We start from the raw sequence: 20075 nt of genomic DNA, 5'->3' as shown, positions 1-20075 counted from the left end.
CCGTCTAAGGGTCTTGCGACCAGTGGTCGTCGTGTCCACCGGACGAAATGCCGGATATGTGGGGTCGCGTGCTAGCCAGGGTCGCGAAAGCTAACCGCCAGACCAAGGTCGAAGTTTGCTGCCGAAAAAGAATGTCTTGATGTTCCATGGTGGCGTTGAGCGACGAGATATCTTCGCGCGGTCCCGCCTACGGCCTGTTGCGCTGCGAGCGGTGGATACGATCCCGACATCTCGCATTTACCGCGAGGCAAAGAGGTCTAAGTCGGTGAGGCGAGTGGCGTCTCGCCGCTTACCTTCGATATGTGCAGCACCTCTCCGCAGACGGCGCGAGTAGGATGCCTCCCAAAGCCGGCGTGGCACGGCAGCCAGTTGCTTGTTAGATGAAAGCGCCAAGTTTGCAATCTTACAACGTGACGCTACGTGCGATTCAAGTCCTTCGGAGCAGCTCACGAAAACATTTTCGAATTCCAAGTAGAAAATGCATGAGCCTCAATTCCGCCACGCTGCTTGGCTCATTGCCGCAAGCATCATCACGGATGTACTGATGATGTTGGGGCCGGCCCGGCGCACTTTCAACCCCCGGTAAAGTGCGTCGGGGCGCCTTGGTTTGGCGGGTCCCGCTCCGTCGCCAAAGCAGCTCACCAACTCACAACAACTTTCACATTGAAGCTGCGACGCACACCATAGCCGAGATCGGGGTACCCCTCATCCTGCTCGCCCGCTCCGTCCGACATTGCCTTCCCGCCCATTGGCAAGCGCGAGCCGGATGCGATCTGGTACTGACCGCCCGTTCATGACGATGAGCCGGGCCCCGCGAGGTGATCCGCCCCACCCTCGGCTCGTACGACTTTTCCCTGCCCAATGGCGACTTGCAGAGTTAGGCAATGCGCTCGGGCTAGACTTGAGGTGCGGCTTGCATCGTGTTGCACCTCGATCTGACCGCGCTGGGCGCTTCCCAATTAAAAAGTGAGACTTGAGATTTTCAAGCACGAACCAATTGGATGCCGGCGACGAGCAGAACCGCCACGAGAATGAACCTGATAGCTGTCTGGCTCAACCATTTCAGGCCGATAACCGTTCCTGCGACGGCCCCCCCTAGTGCGGAGATTGCGTAAAGCGCCAAATCCGAGGACGGAAATTGTCCGGCGAAAAGAGCTGCGACGAAGCTGACTGTGGAATTAGCCAGGATAAAAGGGGGTGATAGCGCGGTGGTCTGCTTAGGTGATGCCAAGTTCAGTGCGATGAGCGTCGGGGCCAGGAACACTCCGCCACCAACGCCGGTCAGGCCAGAAACCAGACCGAGGACCGCGCCAATGCCTACGCTTGCCACGAGCGGAGTTTCGCAAACGCGATCGGCGGCTCGTCCGCGCCGCATGATCATCACGGCGCTCGCCAGAAGAAGGACGATCCCGGTCACTGTCTTGTAAATGTGTTCTCCGAGGACAAGAAAACCACCGGCAAGCGCCGTTGGCATCGATGAAAGCAGAAGCGGACGCAGGATTATCCAGTCTACGACTTTGTTGCGGTTGAAGAGCCACGTAGAATAAGTCGCGACAACAATGTTGAGAGCAAGCGCCGTCGGGCGCATCTCTGTCGATGGCATACCAGAAAAAGCCATTAGCGACAGGAATGCGGTGCCACCCGCTTGGCCGACGGTCGCATAGAACAGTGAGGTGATCGCGAAGAGCAGAGAAACCATACTTCACCGATCTTGGCGAAGTTCTTCGCCTTGGTTGCACCAACGGCATCATGATGCGAGCGTGAGGTGACCACGCAATTGTCGTTCCGCTAGGGGCGGGATTCCGAGCGCTTAATCGGGGATCCGCGCGGCCGGAGGTACAGTCAGTTCAAGTTCCTTGACGATTGCCATGTGTCACCATCCTCTTCAATTGCCAAGGTTGGTACTTGACTGGGCTGCGCGAGGGCTGCGCTTGGGGGGCCGACGGTTAGAACTCCAAGACAGGCTCAAGGCTGCCGCCGAGGGAGCGGCACCTTTCTTCGGCCAAGCCAACTCGTGCCGCGGCTCTCGCGAATGGCGCTGTCGCGTTTCCTTCCGATGTCATGATTGCTTCAATGCACTCATGTGGAACCGACCGTCCGCCTTACAAGCCCTTGTTCCGACCGTTGATTTTCGCGAAATTCACAATTGGTACGACACTTGCTGGTCTGATCCGGGGTCCTCTCCCTTCTGGAGATGCGCATGCAAAGTGTCCTCTGCATCAAACAGGTCTCGCGACTGGGCGTATCCCCCATTGCGCCTTTGACGTGGCCATTTTCTGCCCCTTCGGTTCGTTTGCGCCGGATCTGGCGGACGGACCCGCTGAGACGCCGGGCAATGAAGCAAGGAGTATGGCTTCTGCCTGGGCTGTTCCGTGTTGCTCATCGATCGCGTCCCCGACGCCGTCATAGGGCGGAGCATCAGCCAACGGTTAGCGATGGCAATTCGCAAGATTCGGAAGAAAAAATGACGCTCCTGTTGTCTTCGTCGGCAAGCAGAGAATCGATACCGACAACGCGGAGGTCGAGTTCGGCACCGCGAAGCGCATCGGCGTGCTCCACCTTACCTGTATCGCGGAGTTCAGTGCTCAGGATCTCCTCGTGCTCGGCCTTGAGACAAAGCGAAGTGTCGTTCGGACAGGACCCTGGTTTCTCGCCATCCAATCTGAACAGAGCCGGGCCTGTAGCCGCTCGTGTTGTTTGGTGCGTCTCGCCAGCTGAGTCGCCAGGGTCCTCGGACTTTCCATCAGTACCAGACCATCAACATGGACGATGGCGGGGCGATTTGGCCAGTGCGTCATCGGCGAGCTGGACCGATCACTTCGCATGTGCAACGGCGCTTCGATTCCGGCGTGCCGTTCAGCCTCGGACCAGGGATGATGGCGGCATCTCGGCTGTTTGGCGGGACGATCATGCCGGCGCAGCCAGGGACAGGGCAACGAATTCGGGATTGGCGTCTAACGCTGCGTGCGGCGCTCAGACTTCACGAAGAACAAACCCAAGAGTTCAGGTCATGGAATGGAATTTGGCTCCGCCTGAAACGAGCGCAATCGAACACAGTGACAGGGAGCTTGATCGATGTTCTGAGGCGCCCATCATGGATCTCTTTAGCTTCACCGAATGCGCGAACGAGACGCATTCGCTCAGAGCGCTGTTCGAGCTTCTTGTAAGGTGTGCGACCGAGGAAGGGTTCAGTGAAGTCGCTTACGGCGCTCTCAACTTCGTCGAGCCACTTCGGCTGGCGGAGTATCCGCCTCCGACTGTGGCTGTGAAGTGGCCGCCAGACTGGTGCGAGCGATACTTCAAACGCAAGTACCATACTATCGATCCGGTGGTCCGGCGAACGCCGATGCTTTCGCGGCCGTTTTTGTGGGATCAACTCGCCGATCACTATCAACTTCAACCGGACGAGAGACGCGTACTGGACGAGGCGAGAGAGGCGGGCCTGAAGCATGGCATGAGCGTGCCATTGTTTGGCCCGTTGGGTCGGGTATCTGTGGTGTCGTTTGCATCTGCGTCCGACGATGCTGATCCTCAGGACCGCATCGGTCATCTCAACGCGCTGGCCTGGCAGTTTCACACCGCCTATGGCGACATCGCTCGTCCCTGCGATAATGGTTGCGAAAGAAAAGTTGCACTATCGCAACGGGAGATCAGTTGCATGCGGTGGGTGGCAGAGGGGAAATCGTCATGGGAAATTGGGAAGATCCTGGAAATCAGCGAGAATACAGTCAATTTTCATATCAAGAATGCGATGCGCAAGCTGGGTGCGACTAGCCGGATCCAAGCGATCGTTATGGCTATGCGCCTCAATGTTCTTTGAATTCAATCGAATGGAACGAGCACCAACTGCCAAATGTTTGTTTGCTGCTTCTGGCAGGTTCAGCATGGCACTTTCGGCGAAATCGCAGATAGCTTCTTGGGGCAAGTCTGCGACCTCACTCTGCGTGAGGTTGTGGAGCTACACAACCCTCAATGACGTGTCGAATCGACTGACCTGGTCCGCCAGTATTGGGGTCAGGCGGCGTCGTTCCATCCAGCCGGTGATCCATGCTTAAACGAGCTCGGACCTAGTGCGTCGGAACGGCGGCAGGGGTGCCGCGAGAGAGAGGAGCGTCTGAAGAAAGAACCCCGACCGCGGTCGGGGCTCCCGATTCACGCAAACGCGTGGAGATCACTATTTGGCAAACGCCCAGCCAAATTTGTAATTGAGCCGTGCCGTGATGAGATCGACGTCCTGGTGGACGCGATCGGCGCCAACGGCCGCTGGGAAGCTTACGTTGCTGGGCTGCATGAACAAGTGGGTATACTCGACGCCAGCTGACCAGTTCGGCGTGAGGCTCACTTCGGCACCGGCGCCCAGCGCGCCACCCCAACGCACATCGTTGTTTTTGGCAATCTCGGTGCCAGTAGCCACCGAGTTGACATGGTAGGTGTTGCTCGTCACCGCAGCACCGCCCTTGGCGTAAAGCAGCACGGCATTGAACGCGTAGCCGATATGGCCGGTGAGCTGACCGAACGCATCTGTCTTGGTGCCGATGGTGTCTGCTGGGAAGGCGGTGCTGACATTGGACCCGCTGAAGTCAGCCCAGTTGCCCTGGCCTTCGATCCCGTAGACCATGTTGAAGATGTGCCAACGATAGCCAATCTGGCCGCCAATGGTGCCGCCAGTCGAATTATGGCAACCATCGGGAGTGAGGCCATTGAAATCCCAGCAGTTGCGGCTCGTTCCCCAGCCGCCATTGACACCGATATAGTAGCCGGACCAATCGATAATCGGGGCTGCGACCGGCAGCGGGGGCGCCTTGATCTTGACGGGCTGCCCGGCCAAGTCCGCGCCGAATGCGGGAGCGGCCGCACTGAGTGCGCCGATGCTTGCGGTCAGAATCAGAAAATTCTTCATTCGAGTGTCGTTCCTTTGGATGCCCCCCGGCGCCGTGCGTTTAACAACATGATCGCGAATTGCTGTAACTGCCGCACAACATGTCTTCGGAAGAAATGGGTCCAATCGCACGCCGCGTCAGATTGTGGAGCGCGCAACTTGCCATGCACTGCCTCGACCGAAAATGCTGCGGCCTGACAATGGTCGCTTCGCGCAGATCCTTTTGAATACGATCCGTTCATGATGGCCTGTGATGCGACGCAATGCTGCCAGGTGTTTGGCTCCCTCTGTCGCTAACGCCAAAGTCAGGCTGCGCCAACACGCCCCGTGCATGCTTGCTGTTCAGAAAGTTCGGCAAATGAAGACCGCTGATCGAGGACGCGTCTTGGGCGCTCAAGCCCATTTTTCCGGCAGGACGGTCGTGCTGCCGCTTGCAATCGTGAGCGATGCGATGGTGATCGATCACAGGCCTCGATCGCTTTGGCTCCGGACCTATTACAAGTGTGTGCACAACGTTCCTCAACTCTACCGCGAGCGAGGGACGTCAAGAAGCCGATGCGGCTGCGCTTGACGAGGCTCTTGCTTGAAGTTGCGCAAGCTCGTGCCGAGCTCAAGGTCAGGGGAGAGAACGGTTTACGCCAAGGAATATTAGCGCGGCTGTCCCGTCCCGTCGCCAACTTGCTCTGGGTTGCAGCTTACTGGCCCCGGATAACCAGAAGGGCTGCACAGGAACAGTCGTCGCGAACGTGCTCGTCGTCAGCGGAGCAGAACATGAGTGGAGGAAGGTCAGCTCGACCACGCTCTGACCCGGTTGTCTTCCTGACGCATAAGGTCCCCAAGAGCCTTAACGAAGCCAAACCCATCTGGCAGTAGAGGTGAAAGCGCCTTATTGCTTGGTCGACGGCGCCAGTTCAGCCCGCAAGTTGCGTATCGCCTCGTTTGCCAGATTCAAAGTATTCCGTTCGCCGTTTCTTATCGAACACTCAAGAAAAGTACGCAACCGGCTATGAAGGACCGTTTTGAGATTGTGCGCCAGCAACGGATCCTTCTCGACAAAGCGCCAAGCCTTATCAAATGCGACGCTCACGATAGCATCTGGCGCCTGCACTTGCTCGGATAAGAACTGATCCATCTCAACACTCCTCGACGTCCTGATACAAGGAAGTACCTTGCCAAAAGCGAACCGAGAGTCTGTGGCCTGTCCTAGCAAGTAAGACATTAGGCCCCAGCCCGCTTGCGTGTCGAGCTGCTCTCGGCGTTTCAATGAAGTCTATATAGATGTTTGTTGAAGTTCCGATGACCGAACGTCGTATTGCCAGGCGCAATTCGAATAATGCTGAAACGGTTGAAACGAGCACGCGTTGTTCGCGCGATTCGTAGCCCAAGTGCTCTTGTTGCTTGGCATCGGTCAATCGTTGTGGCTCTTCTTCCTGCAATCGGAAGATCGGCGCCATGCCAATCGCGACTAAAGCCGAACATGACGAAAATGGACCGTTCAGCTCCTTTCGAAGTCTCAAGCTAACAAGCGCTCTAATCGCAACTTCTTGTCATGTCGTTTCTGGAATCCTGTGGCGTTTTCCGAACGGGTGCTTGTTTGCTATCTGACATGTGTTCGTGGCTGGTCGTCCTCTTGTTTGACCCTGCGCGTGGCCTCCTGGTCAGGTGAGTCGCACTAGAGAAGGGAGCGAGATGCAGCGGCAATTGCGATGCTCTCCTGCCGAATTCACTGTCGCCCAGCAAAGGAATGTGGGTGCCCTTCGTTGCGCGTTTGTAGGAGACAATGCCGCAACAGGGTCGAACGCATTGAGGGATCACAAGCGGCGATAGCCGTGCGATGTCTCGCACGCATGTGTTGGGTTGCGCGTCCCCGCTATCAGGCCTTGGAGTTGGCCGCAGGCGTTTAAGATACCATAGGTATCAGGTACTCGAAGAACAGCAAGGTCTAGCTGGATCGAATGAAACTGTGCCATGTCCGGCGCGAGCTGGTTTAATGGGGCGAGCCTGCTTTCGAGCATGGTGGCGAACAGTTGCGATATGGAAAAGCCAGCGGAACCGGCGCGCTTACGGGAAGGTGAGCCCATAAACGCCAAGTCGTCGATCCCTGGTGCGTACGGCCGTAGCAGTCAGTCCAGCGATAAACGTTCGATAAGCGCGCCATCAATCGCAGAAAAAGCCAAATGAAATCTCAGTCTGCTGCTGCACGTGACAGAATTAGCTTGGCGATCTTCATTTGGTTGGCGGGAGTTCGCAGCTCTGCCGGTAATGCCGCCACTGCCTGATCGAGAAGGCGTCCCAAAACCTGAAGGTCTTCTGGGTGGTAAACGCCACGGTCTCGCGACAGCCGCGCTGTTCGCCGGTCGCCGGCGCGGCCACCGGTTCTCGTATCGCCGAGTGGGCCGAGCTCCAGTTCCGCCGCAATCATTTGGTTTGTGAGTGCGTTAAGCAGTCGGATCGCTTCGAGCTCGTTGCCTTCTTCGCGTATGAGGGCGGCCACGATGTCAAGTTGCAGGTCGATGCGATCCTCGAGGTCCGGTATGCGTGAATTGGAAGGGTCAAGTTTCACGGTGTTGCTCCAAGTTAAATGCAGGGCAGGCTGAGTAACGGTTGTGTCGTGCTTCCCCGTTCGCGAGACGGCAGACGCGCCGCTAGAACGAATGGCTGCTGCACAAGGCAAGGTGCGCACGCATGGTCGCCGAGGAGAGAGGGGGCAGGCATTCTGCCGCGAAAGCACCGCAAAGGCGGAATCGAGGGTATAGAGCGCTGCGAACAGCGTTGTGGATGGCCCGTCATTTGATTGCACCGTCGAGTCGGTCCAGCGCGTCGAGCAATGGCAGTGACTCCAGCCAGCGGGGACGCCGCTGATAATGGCAACGAGAAGCGGGGGCCCGAACTTCTGTGGGATTGCTTGCCGCGCGTCATAGCGATCCAGACGTGACAAGAGGGATCGCCAGGCAGAGTGCCATACAGAGCGCTCGGCGCTGGACAAAGCTGTCACTGAAGATGCGCCGTGAGGCGCCCGCCGACGAAGACTGAGCACACGAGCGGAGTGAGAATCCACGATCATACGACGTAGGGGGGGCAGTAAGATCGCGAGGCTGGTCTCATCACACGGATCGACATCAGTGCCTCGTCCTGGCCGGAGGATATGTGTCTTGCACTTAGGGTAGCCAGAGAGCTGACGGCAGTGCTTTGCTTGCAGGCCGCGACAGCGACGGATTGACGACGCTGTCCGCCTGGTCAGGGCGACAAGTCCAGCCCGCACCGGTGCAGAGGGCAGTTCGCCTGCCCCAATTCTATGCAGTGCACGCATTTACTCTGGCCAAGCAGTGTGCGTGAGCGCCGATCTTCTTCGAGGCCTCTAGTCTGATGGCAAAGGGGGAGGCGACAATGCGATAAATTGCGCGCCAGACGTTGCGACTGGCCATCCGACCGCTTTTGCGCCGCACGTGCGTCGATTTGAAAGATTGAGGGGTGTCGTTGGGGGAGCAGCCAGGAAAAGCATGAATTGGCCTGCGACTATGCTGAAAGCAAAAAGGATCCATTGTCACACGACATTCGTGAAATGTGCTTTCCGGAAACCGGCGATCGACTTATGGGTATTTAGCTGAAATTGGTAAAATCGAAAGTGTTGATGGGATGCATCCAGTTCGTGAATAGCGCACGTGAGTAATCAGATCGCCTCACATCAAAAGCGGGTAATTAGTTTTTTCCCACCGTCTTGGTTCAGTGAGCTTAAGGGCGTTCAGGCGAGCCTGCTGATCGTTGATGACCGGCCATGATTGAGAAGACAAAAAGGTCGCAGCGTTGACGCTTGGCAAATACCGTTAAATTGGACCCCCAGATGTCACGAAGTTCCAAACTCCTCGATCGCCGCAAGCCGAAGAGAAGGCCATGGAATCTCGACGGCGACTATCCACCAGCTCTCCGGCCTCCCGCAGATGCAGGATGACCCTGAGCAATCGCGGGCCTTCATTGAAACGGCACCCGCTATATCGGAGGTGAGTCCGAACCCGCGCGCGTACTGGTCGCCGGCCATGGTGATGTCTGGTTCATCAATGGGCAGCCGCTGGCTCATCTCGCCGGGCTCATCGCAGACGTGGCGGCACGTCCGCGTTCTGGAGCGCTACCGCTGAGGTTCGGGCTTTCCGCCTTCGTCGTGGCCCGTGAGAGCAGCGAGCAGGCTCATGCCGAGCACGAGCGCCTGTCGGCCCTTTCGGCAAAGGACGCGCCGATGAAGGCGATCCAACGCCAAAATACCGATCCGAAGGTCGATGATGCAGACGAAGAAAGATACGCAAGCCAAATGTCACGGGTAGGCGACCTCAGTGTTGTCTTTTTGCATCGGGAAGCCAATGCTGTGGGTGATCTTCTCGTCCCTTCGGCGACCACCCTCCGCGACAGCCCGTCCCATGAACTGCTTACGGCACGCGAGATCGACAATCTGTACGATTGCAGCGCGGCGGACGATCAATATTGCAATTGGCGCCTGAGGATATCGTGTCCGCCGCTAGGTACTGTCGATCGCGAGAGCCGAGAAATGATGGAGACTGGATTCGTCCCCCGCCCTTGCACTGACCAATCCCGAAGATCGGAAGGTCGTCCTTCTAGGAAGTTGTCCTTGATCGTCTCCCAACCCGCATCCGTTGTCTTTGCAGGAAACGATCATGGACTCGCGATCTTCACGCATGCGAATAAATTCGACGTCGATTTCAACCAGCGTGTCCGTTTCAGAGGCGTCCTCGTGCTTGCGGATATTCTTAAGGACAATCGACTTCGATACGAGAAGCCTTGTCGCCATTGACGGTCCGTCTTGTCATTTTGAGCTCTGTCCGCTTCAAGACATCAATGTCCCAAGGTCGACAGTTGGATGGCAGTATTCCGCGAGCGAGGCGCGAGGCCCATTCTTCCTTCAGGAAGATCTTGCAGGACATCTCTGGCACGCTAGTTGCTAAGAGGCGTCACACCACAATCTCGCTGCCGTGGCTAAGAGTTCAGATGAAACTTGTTCGATTGATCCAGATCAGTGCGATGCTGATGCTGCCGCAGTCCGTGGCACGCGCGGTGTTGCGAGGTTTCTCACATTCTGATGTCGCTTCGATTCCAGGCAATCGATCGGTTCGGCCGGCTGGATCGAGGTTCGCGATGAAGGCAGCGTGCCGGACGCCGCGCGTGAGCAGATAATCGAGCCTTTCCAGCGTCTGAAACAAGATGGGCGGGTGCAGGGTTGGGCCTCGATCTGGTCCGCAAGATCATGGTGTTGCATCACGGGCGGATAGAGTTGGTCTCGGGTGAAACGACCGGCGACTACGTCTGGTTGATCTTCCCATCCCCTGGGTAGCCAAAGGGGGGGCAGATAGACGCCCCTCCCGAACAATCCAGATCACTTTCAACAACAACATCGGGCGGCACGAAGCCGACCTTGAGCCGATGCCGTTCGCCGAGGCTCGCGCAAAGGAGCCTGTTCATGATCGGGTTTAGGAAAGTCGTTATCGCCATTCTCGGCGGAGTGATCGGCGTTTCGTTGGTGTCCTGGCAGCCATGGAAATCAAAAGTGGCGAACGCCGTGCCAACGGGGGTTGTGAAGACCGGCTCCGTTACTGCCACGGTGTCCGCAGTTGGTGTCCTTGAGCCATCGCAGATTGTGCAAGTTGGCGCGCAGGTCAGTCAGTTGAAAGCCGTGCATGTCGCGCTTGGGGGTGAGGTCAGGGCCGGCGACCTCATCGCCGAAATCGACTCGCTCAAGCAGGAAAACGAACTGAAGCTGGCTGAGGCGTCACTCGCCGAGGCAGAAGCGTCCAAGCGTTCCCGCGAGATTCGGCTCCTGAAGGCCAACCGGATCTTCGCACGTCAGCAAGGACTCTACGAAAAGAATGCCGGCTCCGGTGCCGACCTTATGGAGGCTGAGGCCGACGCGAAGACAGCGCGCGCCGAGTTCGATTTGGCTTCCGCAACAGTCCAGAAAACCCGGCTCGCCGTGCGGAAGGCCAGAACCGATCTTGGCTATACCCGTATCGTTGCTCCTATCGATGGCCGAGTCATCGCTCTCGTGGCCAAGCCGGGTCAGACCCTCAATGCTGCGCAAATCACGCCCGTGATCGCGGTCATCGCCAATACTGACCTGATGAGGATCAAGGCTCAGGTTTCCGAAGCCGATATGGGCCAAATTCAAGTAGGGCAAAAAGTTCGCTTCACGACCTTCGGTGACAGGAAAACGGTGCGAGAAAGCGTGCTGCGTGAGGTCGAGCCAGCGCCGACATCAATCTTAACTTCCGGTCAACCCGAACAGCAGCGCAGCTCCACTACATCGCAGGCTGTCTACTACAACGCCCTGTTTGACGCACCGAACGAGGACGGGCGCCTGCTGTCTCAGATGACTGCACAAGTCACCTTCATCGTTGCCAAGGCGGAGAACGTCCTGCTCGTGCCCTTCCAGGCACTACAGGCGACTGACAAGGACGATACATTCGCAGTCGCCGTCAGAATGCCGGACGGCTCCACAAAATCCAGAAAGGTTACAATCGGCGTAACCGACCGGATCAATGCCGAAGTCTTGTCGGGTCTGGTCGAGGGCGATCAGATCATGTTGCACATGAGCGGCGCGGCCGAGGTGACCCAATGAGGGCCGTTTCGCTGCAAATCGATGGTATCAGCCGATATTTCCGCAATGGCGACGAAACAACCGCGGCTCTTGCGAACGTCCATCTCATCATCGAACCCGGCGAATTGGTGGCTATCGTAGGCACATCCGGCTCGGGCAAGTCCACCTTGATGAATGTACTCGGCTGTCTCGACAAGCCCAGCATGGGCACCTATCGGGTGGGCGGCGTCGATGTCTCGACCCTTAATGACGATGAGCTTGCCCGTCTGCGTCGCGAGAATTTCGGCTTCATCTTTCAGCACTACCATCTCATCAACACACTGACCACGCTCGGCAACATCGAACTGCCCGGCCTTTACACCGGCATTTCTGCCGAGGAGCGCAGCAAACGCGCGCAGGGCTTTGCGGAACGGCTCGGCCTGTCGGAGCGCCTGGAACACCGCCCAATGCAGCTTTCCGGCGGACAGCAGCAGCGCGTGGCGATTTCCCGAGCGTTGATGAACGACGCAGGCATCATATTAGCCGACGAACCGACCGGAGCACTCGACAGTCAGACCGGCGCAAGCGTCCTGCATTTGCTGAAGGAGCTTCATTCGCAGGGACACACGGTCATCATGGTGACGCACGACAGGGATGTCGCCGCCAATGCCGAGCGCATCATCGAAATTGCCGATGGTCGCATCGTTTCCGACAGCCGCGCGACGGGGATCGCTCAATCTGCGTTCGCTGGCAAGACAACGCAGCCTTCCAGTGGTTCGTCGGCGACCTTCTGGTCCGGCGTAGGCAACTCGGTTGCCATGTCCTTGCGCTCAATGACGGCCCACAAGATGCGAACCTTTCTGACCCTGCTCGGGATTGTGATCGGCGTCGTCTCGGTGGTGGCCGTTCTGGGTCTCGGCGAGGGCGCGCAGCGCCAAGTGACAGGTGAGCTCGACCAACTCGGAACGAGGGTCGTCAGCGTATTTCCCGGTCAGGGGTTTGACGATCCGAACGCATCCAAGATCACCACGCTCTCATCGGCCGACGCCGATGCTCTCGCCGCCCAACCCTATGTGGAAAGCGCCGCGCCGGAGAGGACTACGAGGTTGTCCGCTCGCCATGGTGCGTCGGTCGCTGATGTTCAGGTTACGGGTGTCGGGCGGGGTTTCTCTCGCACCGCGGGTCGGAGTGTCATCTCCGGCCGGTTTCTCCTCGATGACGAGATCGAGAACGGATACGCATTCACTGTTCTCGGACAACAGACGGCTCTCACCCTTTTCAAGGGCGATGATTCTGTCGGGAAAACCATTCTGCTCGGCAACGCCCTCTTCACGGTCGTAGGGGTCATCGCCGCTAACGCATCAGATGGCAGAACACTCGCAGCTTATGTGAGCATTGAGGCCACGAGCGTGCGTCTTGTCGGAAACGCACCGCTCGGCAGCATATCCATTCGGGTCAAGGATGGTTTTGACACCGCCGCTGCCGAGCAGGCCATAGCGGGTCTTCTGGAAAACCGACATGGCGTGAAGGATTTCCATATCTTCAACAGCGACCAGGTCCGAAAATCGGTCGAGCGGGCGCTGGCGACCCTGCGCCTTCTCATCTCAGCACTCGCAGGTGTCGCACTTGTCGTCGGTGGAATCGGTGTGATGAACATCATGCTGATCTCCGTCACCGAGCGGACACGCGAGATAGGCCTGCGCATGGCGATTGGCGCGCGCCGCTCCGACATTATGACTCAATTCGTGATCGAAGCCATTTCAGTCTGCCTGATTGGTGGAGTCATCGGGATATTGATTGCCGCTGGAGCAGCAGCGCTCTCCAATCTTATGGGCCTCCCCATCCAGATAATCATTACTTTCAGCGCCGTTACGCTTGGAACCGCCTCAACAACACTGATCGGCCTGGTGTTCGGCCACATCCCTGCACGCAAGGCCGCCCACCTCGATCCGGTGGAGGCTCTTTCAAGTGAATAATATCCTCTTCAAAACCTCCGTGCCGTTGGCAATCGCATTGATGCTTGCGGGCTGCGTCACTCCCGCATCTTTTACGCGACCGGATTTACCGTCAGATATCGACTGGCAGGTTGATGCCGCAGCTATACGCAATCCATCTACCATCGAGCCATGGTGGCAATCATTTGGCGATCCGAGCCTCGACAAGCTCATCCCGGTTGTTCTTGCTTCAAACAACGACCTTCTCGCGGCCAGTCTTCGTGCCCGGCGGGCTATGCTCGAGGCCGACATCATATCTGACAGGCACCAGCCGAAGTTTTCTGGTGATTTCGGTGCCTCACGAACCGATCAGCTCGAAGGCGGGCAGGCATCTTCCGGGCGATCGTCCATCAACCCCAAGGTTTCCTACGAACTCGATCTTTGGGGCAGGCTAGCCGCGCAGCGCGACGTAGGCGCGCTGAAAGCAAATGCAACGATCGAGGACATTGAGGCTGCCAGACTGACGGTTATCGCAAGACGTAACCTCAGCCTGGTGGCGCCTTGCCCATACGAACCAGCGGATTGCCAACACTGAAAGAGCCTTGGCGTCATCACGGCGGATCGGGCGGATCATACAGGCAATGCGCGCGGCTGAAACCGTGACGGACCTGGAGACGCTTGAGATCACGGCTACGATTCAGGGCCATCTTGCGAACCTCGAAAGGCTGAAGAGCGAGCGGGAGACGCATCGGGCCGTACTCAAGGTTCTTCTCAACGGCACACCCATGCCCGTTGCAGAGCCGACCCGCTTGTCTGGGCGCGCGCTGCCACAGATTGCGGCAGGCCTACCCGCAAGCGTGATCGGCCGCAGGCCGGATATGAAAGCAGCGGAACTTCGGCTTCGTGCCTCCCTGCGCCACACTGACGAACAGCGCGCCAACTTCTATCCGAGTATTACGCTGACGGGCGCGCTGGGGACGAGAGGAGAAGGCCTTGCCGATCTGCTTGCCAATCCGGTCTCCACATTGGGAGCCAACGCAATACTGCCACTCCTCAACTACCGGGAAAATCGCTTGCAGTTGCGCGTCTCCGAGGCGCGCTACGAGGAAGCTGTCGTTGATTTCCGAGGCAAGATGCTGACGGCTCTGACCGAAGTCTCGAACGGTCTTTCGTTGCGTCAAGCACTAGCCGCTGAACGCGTCCGCATTCAGGCCACCCTGGATGCGCGTCGAAAAGTTGAAATTCTCTACGAAGCGCAGCTCCAGGCAGGCACGATTCCGTTGCGAACACTGATCGAAGCCCAGGAGCGATCGCTTAGTCAAGAAGACGCGCTGATAGACAACCAGCTCAAGCGGCTACTTAACGAGGCAACTCTCTATCGCGCCCTCGGAGGATCACCAAACGCTGAAATTGGCAACTAACAGTCGTATGTAAGACCGCGTTTTAAGGGGGATGACATGCGGCGGCGGATTGGGAAGCCGAAGGACGTCGAAACAATATCCTCGCGGAATGGACGAATCCCCATGACGACTGTGGTGCAGACTCTGGCTGTTGCCGAGGATCTCAGCTTCCATCGCGCCGCTCTGGCGCTCGGCACGAGCCGGTCGAGTGTCAGCTCACGGATCAAGGCACTTGAGAATGACCTTGGAATCAGCCTCTTTGACCGCAATACGCGCGGCGTCCGCCTGACCGAAGCTGGACCCCGCTTCGTCGATCAGGTCCATGACGCCATCGGCATTCTCGACCGCGCAATCAAAGCAGCCGGGATGCAGGCGCGCGGCGAGGAAGGCGAGCTTCGGATCGGGGTCCATGCCCTTACGGCAGCTGCTTCCGCAACCGCCTGTTGGCACGGCTCCGTCGGCAGCATCCGGGCGTTCGCCTTCACATCACCGAAGGAACCGCGCGGGATGCGCAACTGATGCTGCGCGAAGGCAAGCTCGATGCCGCATTCATGGTCGGGGCTCACGAAATTCCCGACCTCAATTCCCGCGTGATCTGGCGCGACCGCCTGATGGTGGCGTTATCGGCGCGGCATCCGTTGACGGCCCGGCAAGATGTCCAATGGCGGCAACTTGCAGAGGAAACCTTCCTCGTCCGCCATGGTGGCACCGGCCCGCAGGTTCATGACTTGATCGTGGCGCGTTCAGCCGGAGATGGCTGACACCAGCAATCCAGCGCGTCGACGTCGAACGCTGCACGTTGATATCGATGATTGCCGCCTGACGCGGCATTCTCGCTTTTCGTCGAGGAAGGAGCGGCAGCAGGGATAACGGATGTCGCTTTCCTGCTGATCCGCGAGGAGCCTGAAACCATCCCATTTTCGGCCGTCTGGTCGCCGCGAAATCGCGATCCCACACTTTTAAGCCTGCTGAGGCTGGCGAGGAAAATGGCCCCCCACAATCGAGCGTCAGGCTCCATCTGCTGTCTGCCGGTACTTGAGTGAAGCGTACCGCCGGTTGGCGCATATAGGTTGACAGTCTCCTTCATCCGACCGCCTTTCTCGATGTAGTTGCCACTATAGCGAAGGCTTCCAGCGTCGATTCCGACAATCTTGCCGTTGCCGACGTAGACGGCACCGCCGCCAGTTCCGGCCATGCCGACAAAGTTCATTGCGTAAAGCGCGCTCGCAATGAAGAATTCCCTTCAAAAGCAGAGTTTCATGTGTGTCCAAGTAAGAAGAACCACAATCAAAAGAATTGAATGCTTGATCGCTGCCATTGGGCTGACGATTGCCTCCCAGACAAACGACCGCCAATATCGCAACCAGCTTCGGATAGAAGCTGGGTGCGCCGGTCTAGCTTGCCAAGTATATGAGTCCCCAATGTAGACATTATCCGCCAAAGCTATCGAGAATTTCAGTTTTGATTGCGGCTGCGGTGTACAGCGAAATCTCCAGCGGAAGGTTTCCGAATGCAAGTTGGCAAAGCAAGTAGTTGGCACCTGCCTCTTCCATCTGGTTAAGAAGGAGCTGTCGGACGGAAGCTGGCGTTCCGACGACGCACAATTCGCTCTCAAGTGCTGCATCGAAGGTCAGCGGAAGGGCGGGCGGTGTCGGAATGGCATTCAGCTCGTAAACAAACTTGAAACTCTCCAGCCATCGTCCGTACGCAGTTTCGGCCGCCGCATGAGCGTCCTGGTCAGACTTCGCAATCACGACCATGCGGGTCAACCCGAGAAACGGCTCGCGGCCGTGTGCGGTTATATTGTGGTCTCGATGGGAGCGGTAGGCATCCGTAACTTTCCGGACAACAGAGGCGGGGCCTATGCACGCCAGATTGGCGCCATTTGCAGCGGCCCACTGGGCCGACTCGGCCCGATTGCTCGCGATCCAGGTCGGCGGATATGGACGTTGATGAGGCCTCAAGGTTAAAGGTATTTCGCTCAGCTCAAAGTGGTGCCCCTGATAAGATAGCGTATGTCCCTTCAGCGCAATATTCAGGATTTCGCCGGCTTCCGTATAACGGCCTGGCGCGGCGTCTGCACTGATGCCGAAGTAGCCCCATTCAATCGGCTGGGAGCCGCGGCCGATCCCGAGCTCGAGCCTGCCGCCGCTCAGTTGGTCAAGCATGCAGATCTCTTCGAATGCGCGCAATGGATGATAAAGGTTGAGCAACAGGACGAGCGGACCAAAGCGCAATCGCCGGGTGCGCTGCGCGACGCTTGATAGAAACAGGTTTGGCGAGGGCCCTCTGCCATGAGGTGTGCAGTGGTGTTCGGCCAGGTGATAAGCGTAGAAGCCGAGAGAATCGCAGACCTCCGTCAGCTTGAGACGATCTTCATATTGTCGTGCGGCATCGCGGCCGTCGTCATCCAAATGGTCGAAAATGCCGCACGTTAGTCTTAAAGGAAGGCCACTCTTCACTCGATCAATCTCCGATTATGGGCCAGGTGGCGAGTCCTGGCTGCTTTGCGCCGTCGCGCTCAAAGAGGTCTCGTTCGTCATTTGACCGGTTAGAGCGTTTCTCTTTGGGGGCGTGGATTTGTGATTGGGTCACGAGAATGCGCAGATGGCGGTCCGGCCGTTGCTTGGACAGCAGCTGGCGAAGCGCCTCTACACCGAGCATGTGCTCGACCAGAAGCATCGTCAGCTTCGCGCTCTCCTCTTCGCAGGGCCTTCAACCGCTTGGCCGCAGAAACGTCCATGCCGCCAAACCTAGTACAATTGTAGATGGCCGCCTCAGAGGTCCTGTGCCTGCCAGCCAGATCAGCTCCGCACGGCTACTATTTGTCTATTGTCAGACGTAACGTCTCCTTCAGGTCGACATCGGGTAGCTCTGCGAGCGCCGCAGCGAACGCGAAAAACGCTCCGAAAGCTGCAAGTATAAGAGAGCTTGCGAGTATCGCTGCTCCAACGACCTCAGGGCGTCTCATCATCCATGTCACTTTGGTTTGGCCAGACGGCGTTGATGCCAATCAGTTCTGCTCGACAGTTTCAACACGGCCGTCGCGCCAGCGGTAAACCAGAAAACCAGGAGCCGCGTTGTCTCCCTTTGTATCAAACCGGACTGGGCCAATCACGGTATCGATCGGCCGTGAACGTAGTGCACTGGCGATGCGCGCAGCATTGAGGGAGCCGGTCAGCTTCACCGCCTCTGCCCAAGCTTGCACGGCTGCATAGGCGTAAAGCGTGTAGCCTTCAGCGGACAGGTTGGAGGCTTTGAGTCCGGCTACCACGTCGGCCGCATTGGCATTCCTGGCGGGGTCCCGCATGAAGGTAAACAATGTGTCATTCCCAGCGCTGCTGGTAATGGCCCAGAATTCAGAGGTCATCAACGGATCGTTCGCCATGACGATGAGTCCCGCTTCTGCTTCTGATGCCTGGCGTACGAACAATCCTATTTCGGTATGATAGCCGCCGATATAGACGACGCGCACCCGATCCTTCTTCATTCTTGAGACCAGCGCCCTGTAATCCTTTTCACCGGCTACATAGCTTTGCCGAATGACTGGTTTACCGAATCTTTGAAGCTGTGCCTCCACCACGTCGGCAATACCCTTGCCTGCGGTGCTCTTGTCGTCGAGCACCGCGATCTTGTCGTTAGGGTAGTTCGTGTGAAGGTACTCAGCGGCAACGGTGCCCTGTTGGTCATCGCGGCCGCAGATCCGAAAGACGGTCTCAAGGCCGCGTTCTGTTAGCTGAGGATTGGACGAGCCGGGTGACAGCTGAACGATGCCTGCTTCGGCGTAGATGTCGGAGGCCGGGATCGACGAAGAGGAACAGAAATGGCCAACGACCAACCGGACCCGCTCTGTTGTGAGCTTATTCGCGACTGCGACAGCTTGCTTCGGATCGCAGGCGTCGTCGGCGACACTCAATCTCACCTTGGTATCGGGAAGTAGGCCCGAAGCGTTCAACGCCTCGACCGCCGCAGCCGCACCATCGCGCATTTGCGCGCCGAACGCAGCGCTGCTTCCGCTCATTGGGCCAGCCACGGCAATATTGACCTCGGAGCCGCGCGCAGCCGAGGCGAGGGCGCAGAAGAGAAGTGCCGCACTCGCAGCAGAAGCGTAACGCCCATTTAACATTGTAGAGCTCCCAATGCTCACCTGAAGTGGACCGCCGGCAGCTGTGATCAGACGTGCCTGCAGGTCGAGGCTACCTGTCAAGCAAAGCGTGCGTTAGGTCGGCCAGATGGTGACCACGGTAGAGCCTACAATTTGACGTTACGTGCGGTTCAAGCCCTTTTGAAGGGAGCCTCGATCAATGCGTCAGGAAGCGCGGATCGGTGAGACGCTGACGATCTGTCCGGTTGAGTGCGTAAAACTGTCGGCCCGCATCAGAGCCGCCGATCACCAAGCGTCATCGCGTTTTCACCTTGCCAAGGCCGATCGGCAATCCTGTGCGGAGCCGGCCATGAAGGCGTCAGTATGGCTGATCCTCCAACCCGCCAAGGGCGAGATCGAGATATTGCATGAGGCAGGGATCCCAGCCAGCCAGACTACGGGGGGCGCTTAATCGTGCAAGTACCTTCAGGATCATCGAAACGCGTGAATCGGCCCCGGCGATTTCGCTGATCAGCAAGCGCGCTGCAGCTGCGACAGCCTTTGCCCGCTCGCCGCAAGGGTGCTCGCCCCGATCCATACAATCACGCAGGTCGTCGCGGATCCGCCGCCACCGCTCCTCGCGATCTGCAGCTAACTTGCAGGTGCATCGGGACGTCTGACTACGAGTCTCGACCCGCGACATGGCATTCAGGGTGGCAGGCAGCTCATCCACACTTACCTGGATCTCGCTGTCGATGGTCATGTTGCGCAAACGGTCTCGCAACAGAGTTGCTCGAGCGACTTGAAGTTCTATCCGCTCTAGATGTTTGCGCAGCAGGTCGGTGAGTGAGGTCGTACCCTCCATAGCTTTACGAATCTCGACAAGCGAGAAGCCAAGCTCACGTAGCGCGCGAATCTGGTGAACCCGTTGCACGCTTTCGCGGTCGTACATCCGGTGGCCGCCGTCAGTACGCTCTGAGGCCGCTAGGAGGCCCGTGTGTTCATAATGATGCAGCGTGCGCACCGTTACTCCGGTCGCCTCTGCAAGTTCGCCAATGCGCCATCGACGCCTTCGTGGTGTAGCTTTGCTCATGTTGTTCAATTTCAAAGCCTACAACCTGACGTCACGTATGGTTCAAGCTATTTAAAAGCTCTAGCTAGATCGTCTTCCGTTCCAGCGCGAGAATGGTGACTATCCTCA

19 protein-coding genes and 1 pseudogene are annotated in these 20075 nt (G+C 57.9%); 8 read left to right on the top strand and 12 right to left on the bottom strand.

Going from position 1 to position 20075, the window contains the following annotated elements; all coding sequences use genetic code 11:
• Positions 1-982: 982 nt before the first annotated feature.
• Complete coding sequence (locus tag P6U29_RS32675; protein WP_407114428.1) at positions 983-1699, bottom strand: sulfite exporter TauE/SafE family protein; 717 nt, start codon at positions 1697-1699, stop codon at positions 983-985.
• A 1395-nt stretch (positions 1700-3094) separates the two neighbouring features.
• Between P6U29_RS32675 and P6U29_RS32670 the strand changes: the two genes are divergently transcribed.
• Entirely contained in the window at positions 3095-3820 is a 726-nt protein-coding gene (locus tag P6U29_RS32670) for a LuxR family transcriptional regulator (RefSeq protein WP_407119469.1), read from the top strand.
• Between the two features lie 354 nt (positions 3821-4174).
• Here the strand turns inward: P6U29_RS32670 and P6U29_RS32665 are convergent, their stop codons facing one another.
• The 5 genes from P6U29_RS32665 to P6U29_RS32645 all read right to left on the bottom strand — a co-directional run bounded on the left by P6U29_RS32665 (position 4175) and on the right by P6U29_RS32645 (position 7442).
• Complete coding sequence (locus tag P6U29_RS32665) at positions 4175-4900, bottom strand: outer membrane protein (protein WP_407114427.1); 726 nt, start codon at positions 4898-4900, stop codon at positions 4175-4177.
• An 865-nt stretch (positions 4901-5765) separates the two neighbouring features.
• Positions 5766-6011 carry a hypothetical protein gene (locus P6U29_RS32660; RefSeq protein WP_091886352.1) on the bottom strand — a complete coding sequence of 82 codons (246 nt, stop codon included), beginning with the start codon at positions 6009-6011 and terminating at the stop codon, positions 5766-5768.
• 1 nt (position 6012) lies between these two features.
• Entirely contained in the window at positions 6013-6333 is a 321-nt protein-coding gene (locus P6U29_RS32655) for a hypothetical protein (RefSeq protein ID WP_407114426.1), read from the bottom strand.
• Positions 6334-6690: 357 nt separating this feature from the next.
• Positions 6691-6969, bottom strand: coding sequence for a hypothetical protein (locus P6U29_RS32650; RefSeq protein ID WP_407114425.1), 279 nt, complete (start codon positions 6967-6969; stop codon positions 6691-6693).
• Between the two features lie 95 nt (positions 6970-7064).
• Positions 7065-7442: a NolY gene (locus P6U29_RS32645; protein WP_407114424.1), complete on the bottom strand. Its 378-nt coding sequence runs from the start codon at positions 7440-7442 to the stop codon at positions 7065-7067.
• A gap of 1425 nt (positions 7443-8867) precedes the next feature.
• Here P6U29_RS32645 and P6U29_RS32640 point away from each other — a divergent pair.
• Positions 8868-9149 (top strand): annotated as a pseudogene (locus P6U29_RS32640) (LLM class flavin-dependent oxidoreductase); the annotation flags it as partial.
• 721 nt (positions 9150-9870) lie between these two features.
• Here P6U29_RS32640 and P6U29_RS32635 read toward each other — a convergent pair.
• Entirely contained in the window at positions 9871-10086 is a 216-nt protein-coding gene (locus tag P6U29_RS32635) for a hypothetical protein (protein WP_407114423.1), read from the bottom strand.
• Positions 10087-10343: 257 nt separating this feature from the next.
• On the opposite strand from P6U29_RS32635, the gene P6U29_RS32630 reads away from it, so the two are divergent.
• From P6U29_RS32630 to P6U29_RS32605, 6 genes are all read left to right on the top strand, one after another.
• Positions 10344-11498 carry an efflux RND transporter periplasmic adaptor subunit gene (locus P6U29_RS32630; RefSeq protein WP_407114422.1) on the top strand — a complete coding sequence of 385 codons (1155 nt, stop codon included), beginning with the start codon at positions 10344-10346 and terminating at the stop codon, positions 11496-11498.
• Positions 11495-13432: an ABC transporter permease gene (locus tag P6U29_RS32625; RefSeq protein WP_407114421.1), complete on the top strand. Its 1938-nt coding sequence runs from the start codon at positions 11495-11497 to the stop codon at positions 13430-13432. The genes P6U29_RS32630 and P6U29_RS32625 overlap by 4 nt, the downstream gene beginning before the upstream one ends.
• A complete protein-coding gene (locus tag P6U29_RS32620) occupies positions 13425-13985 on the top strand; it encodes a hypothetical protein (protein ID WP_407114420.1) in 561 nt (186 codons plus the stop codon). The genes P6U29_RS32625 and P6U29_RS32620 overlap by 8 nt, the downstream gene beginning before the upstream one ends.
• A 46-nt stretch (positions 13986-14031) precedes the next feature.
• Complete coding sequence (locus P6U29_RS32615; protein ID WP_407114419.1) at positions 14032-14811, top strand: TolC family protein; 780 nt, start codon at positions 14032-14034, stop codon at positions 14809-14811.
• Positions 14812-14913: 102 nt separating this feature from the next.
• Positions 14914-15309: a LysR family transcriptional regulator gene (locus P6U29_RS32610; protein ID WP_407114418.1), complete on the top strand. Its 396-nt coding sequence runs from the start codon at positions 14914-14916 to the stop codon at positions 15307-15309.
• The gene (locus tag P6U29_RS32605; RefSeq protein ID WP_407114417.1) at positions 15234-15551 is read left to right on the top strand and encodes a LysR family substrate-binding domain-containing protein; all 318 of its coding nucleotides are present in this window, start codon (positions 15234-15236) and stop codon (positions 15549-15551) included. Before P6U29_RS32610 ends, P6U29_RS32605 begins: the two co-directional genes overlap by 76 nt.
• Here the strand turns inward: P6U29_RS32605 and P6U29_RS32600 are convergent.
• The 5 genes from P6U29_RS32600 to P6U29_RS32580 form a co-directional block, all read right to left on the bottom strand.
• Positions 15512-16000 carry a hypothetical protein gene (locus P6U29_RS32600; protein WP_407114416.1) on the bottom strand — a complete coding sequence of 163 codons (489 nt, stop codon included), beginning with the start codon at positions 15998-16000 and terminating at the stop codon, positions 15512-15514. The two genes, P6U29_RS32605 and P6U29_RS32600, sit on opposite strands and share 40 nt — an antisense overlap.
• A 220-nt stretch (positions 16001-16220) precedes the next feature.
• Positions 16221-17252, bottom strand: coding sequence for an LLM class flavin-dependent oxidoreductase (locus tag P6U29_RS32595; protein ID WP_407114415.1), 1032 nt, complete (start codon positions 17250-17252; stop codon positions 16221-16223).
• A gap of 4 nt (positions 17253-17256) precedes the next feature.
• Positions 17257-17472, bottom strand: a complete 216-nt coding sequence (locus P6U29_RS32590) for a hypothetical protein (RefSeq protein WP_407114414.1) — start codon at positions 17470-17472, stop codon at positions 17257-17259.
• A 331-nt stretch (positions 17473-17803) separates the two neighbouring features.
• Positions 17804-18916: a branched-chain amino acid ABC transporter substrate-binding protein gene (locus P6U29_RS32585; protein WP_407114413.1), complete on the bottom strand. Its 1113-nt coding sequence runs from the start codon at positions 18914-18916 to the stop codon at positions 17804-17806.
• Between the two features lie 337 nt (positions 18917-19253).
• Positions 19254-19967, bottom strand: a complete 714-nt coding sequence (locus tag P6U29_RS32580) for a MerR family transcriptional regulator (RefSeq protein WP_407114412.1) — start codon at positions 19965-19967, stop codon at positions 19254-19256.
• Between the last annotated feature and the right edge of the window lie 108 nt (positions 19968-20075).

The organism is Bradyrhizobium sp. LMG 9283, assembly GCF_045571415.1.
In the GTDB taxonomy this organism is placed as follows: domain Bacteria; phylum Pseudomonadota; class Alphaproteobacteria; order Rhizobiales; family Xanthobacteraceae; genus Bradyrhizobium.
Note: the sequence above shows the minus strand (reverse complement) of the source record. Positions and strands in the feature narration are given on the sequence as shown.

Coding starts and splice junctions, on each gene's coding strand:
- P6U29_RS32675 (WP_407114428.1), bottom strand. CDS start 1,699: ATGGTTTCTCTGCTCTTCGCGATCACCTCACTGTTCTATGCGACCGTC.
- P6U29_RS32670 (WP_407119469.1), top strand. CDS start 3,095: ATGGATCTCTTTAGCTTCACCGAATGCGCGAACGAGACGCATTCGCTC.
- P6U29_RS32665 (WP_407114427.1), bottom strand. CDS start 4,900: ATGAAGAATTTTCTGATTCTGACCGCAAGCATCGGCGCACTCAGTGCG.
- P6U29_RS32660 (WP_091886352.1), bottom strand. CDS start 6,011: ATGGATCAGTTCTTATCCGAGCAAGTGCAGGCGCCAGATGCTATCGTG.
- P6U29_RS32655 (WP_407114426.1), bottom strand. CDS start 6,333: ATGGCGCCGATCTTCCGATTGCAGGAAGAAGAGCCACAACGATTGACC.
- P6U29_RS32630 (WP_407114422.1), top strand. CDS start 10,344: ATGATCGGGTTTAGGAAAGTCGTTATCGCCATTCTCGGCGGAGTGATC.
- P6U29_RS32625 (WP_407114421.1), top strand. CDS start 11,495: ATGAGGGCCGTTTCGCTGCAAATCGATGGTATCAGCCGATATTTCCGC.
- P6U29_RS32615 (WP_407114419.1), top strand. CDS start 14,032: ATGCGCGCGGCTGAAACCGTGACGGACCTGGAGACGCTTGAGATCACG.
- P6U29_RS32610 (WP_407114418.1), top strand. CDS start 14,914: ATGACGACTGTGGTGCAGACTCTGGCTGTTGCCGAGGATCTCAGCTTC.
- P6U29_RS32600 (WP_407114416.1), bottom strand. CDS start 16,000: ATGAACTTTGTCGGCATGGCCGGAACTGGCGGCGGTGCCGTCTACGTC.
- P6U29_RS32590 (WP_407114414.1), bottom strand. CDS start 17,472: ATGCTTCTGGTCGAGCACATGCTCGGTGTAGAGGCGCTTCGCCAGCTG.
- P6U29_RS32585 (WP_407114413.1), bottom strand. CDS start 18,916: ATGTTAAATGGGCGTTACGCTTCTGCTGCGAGTGCGGCACTTCTCTTC.
- P6U29_RS32580 (WP_407114412.1), bottom strand. CDS start 19,967: ATGAGCAAAGCTACACCACGAAGGCGTCGATGGCGCATTGGCGAACTT.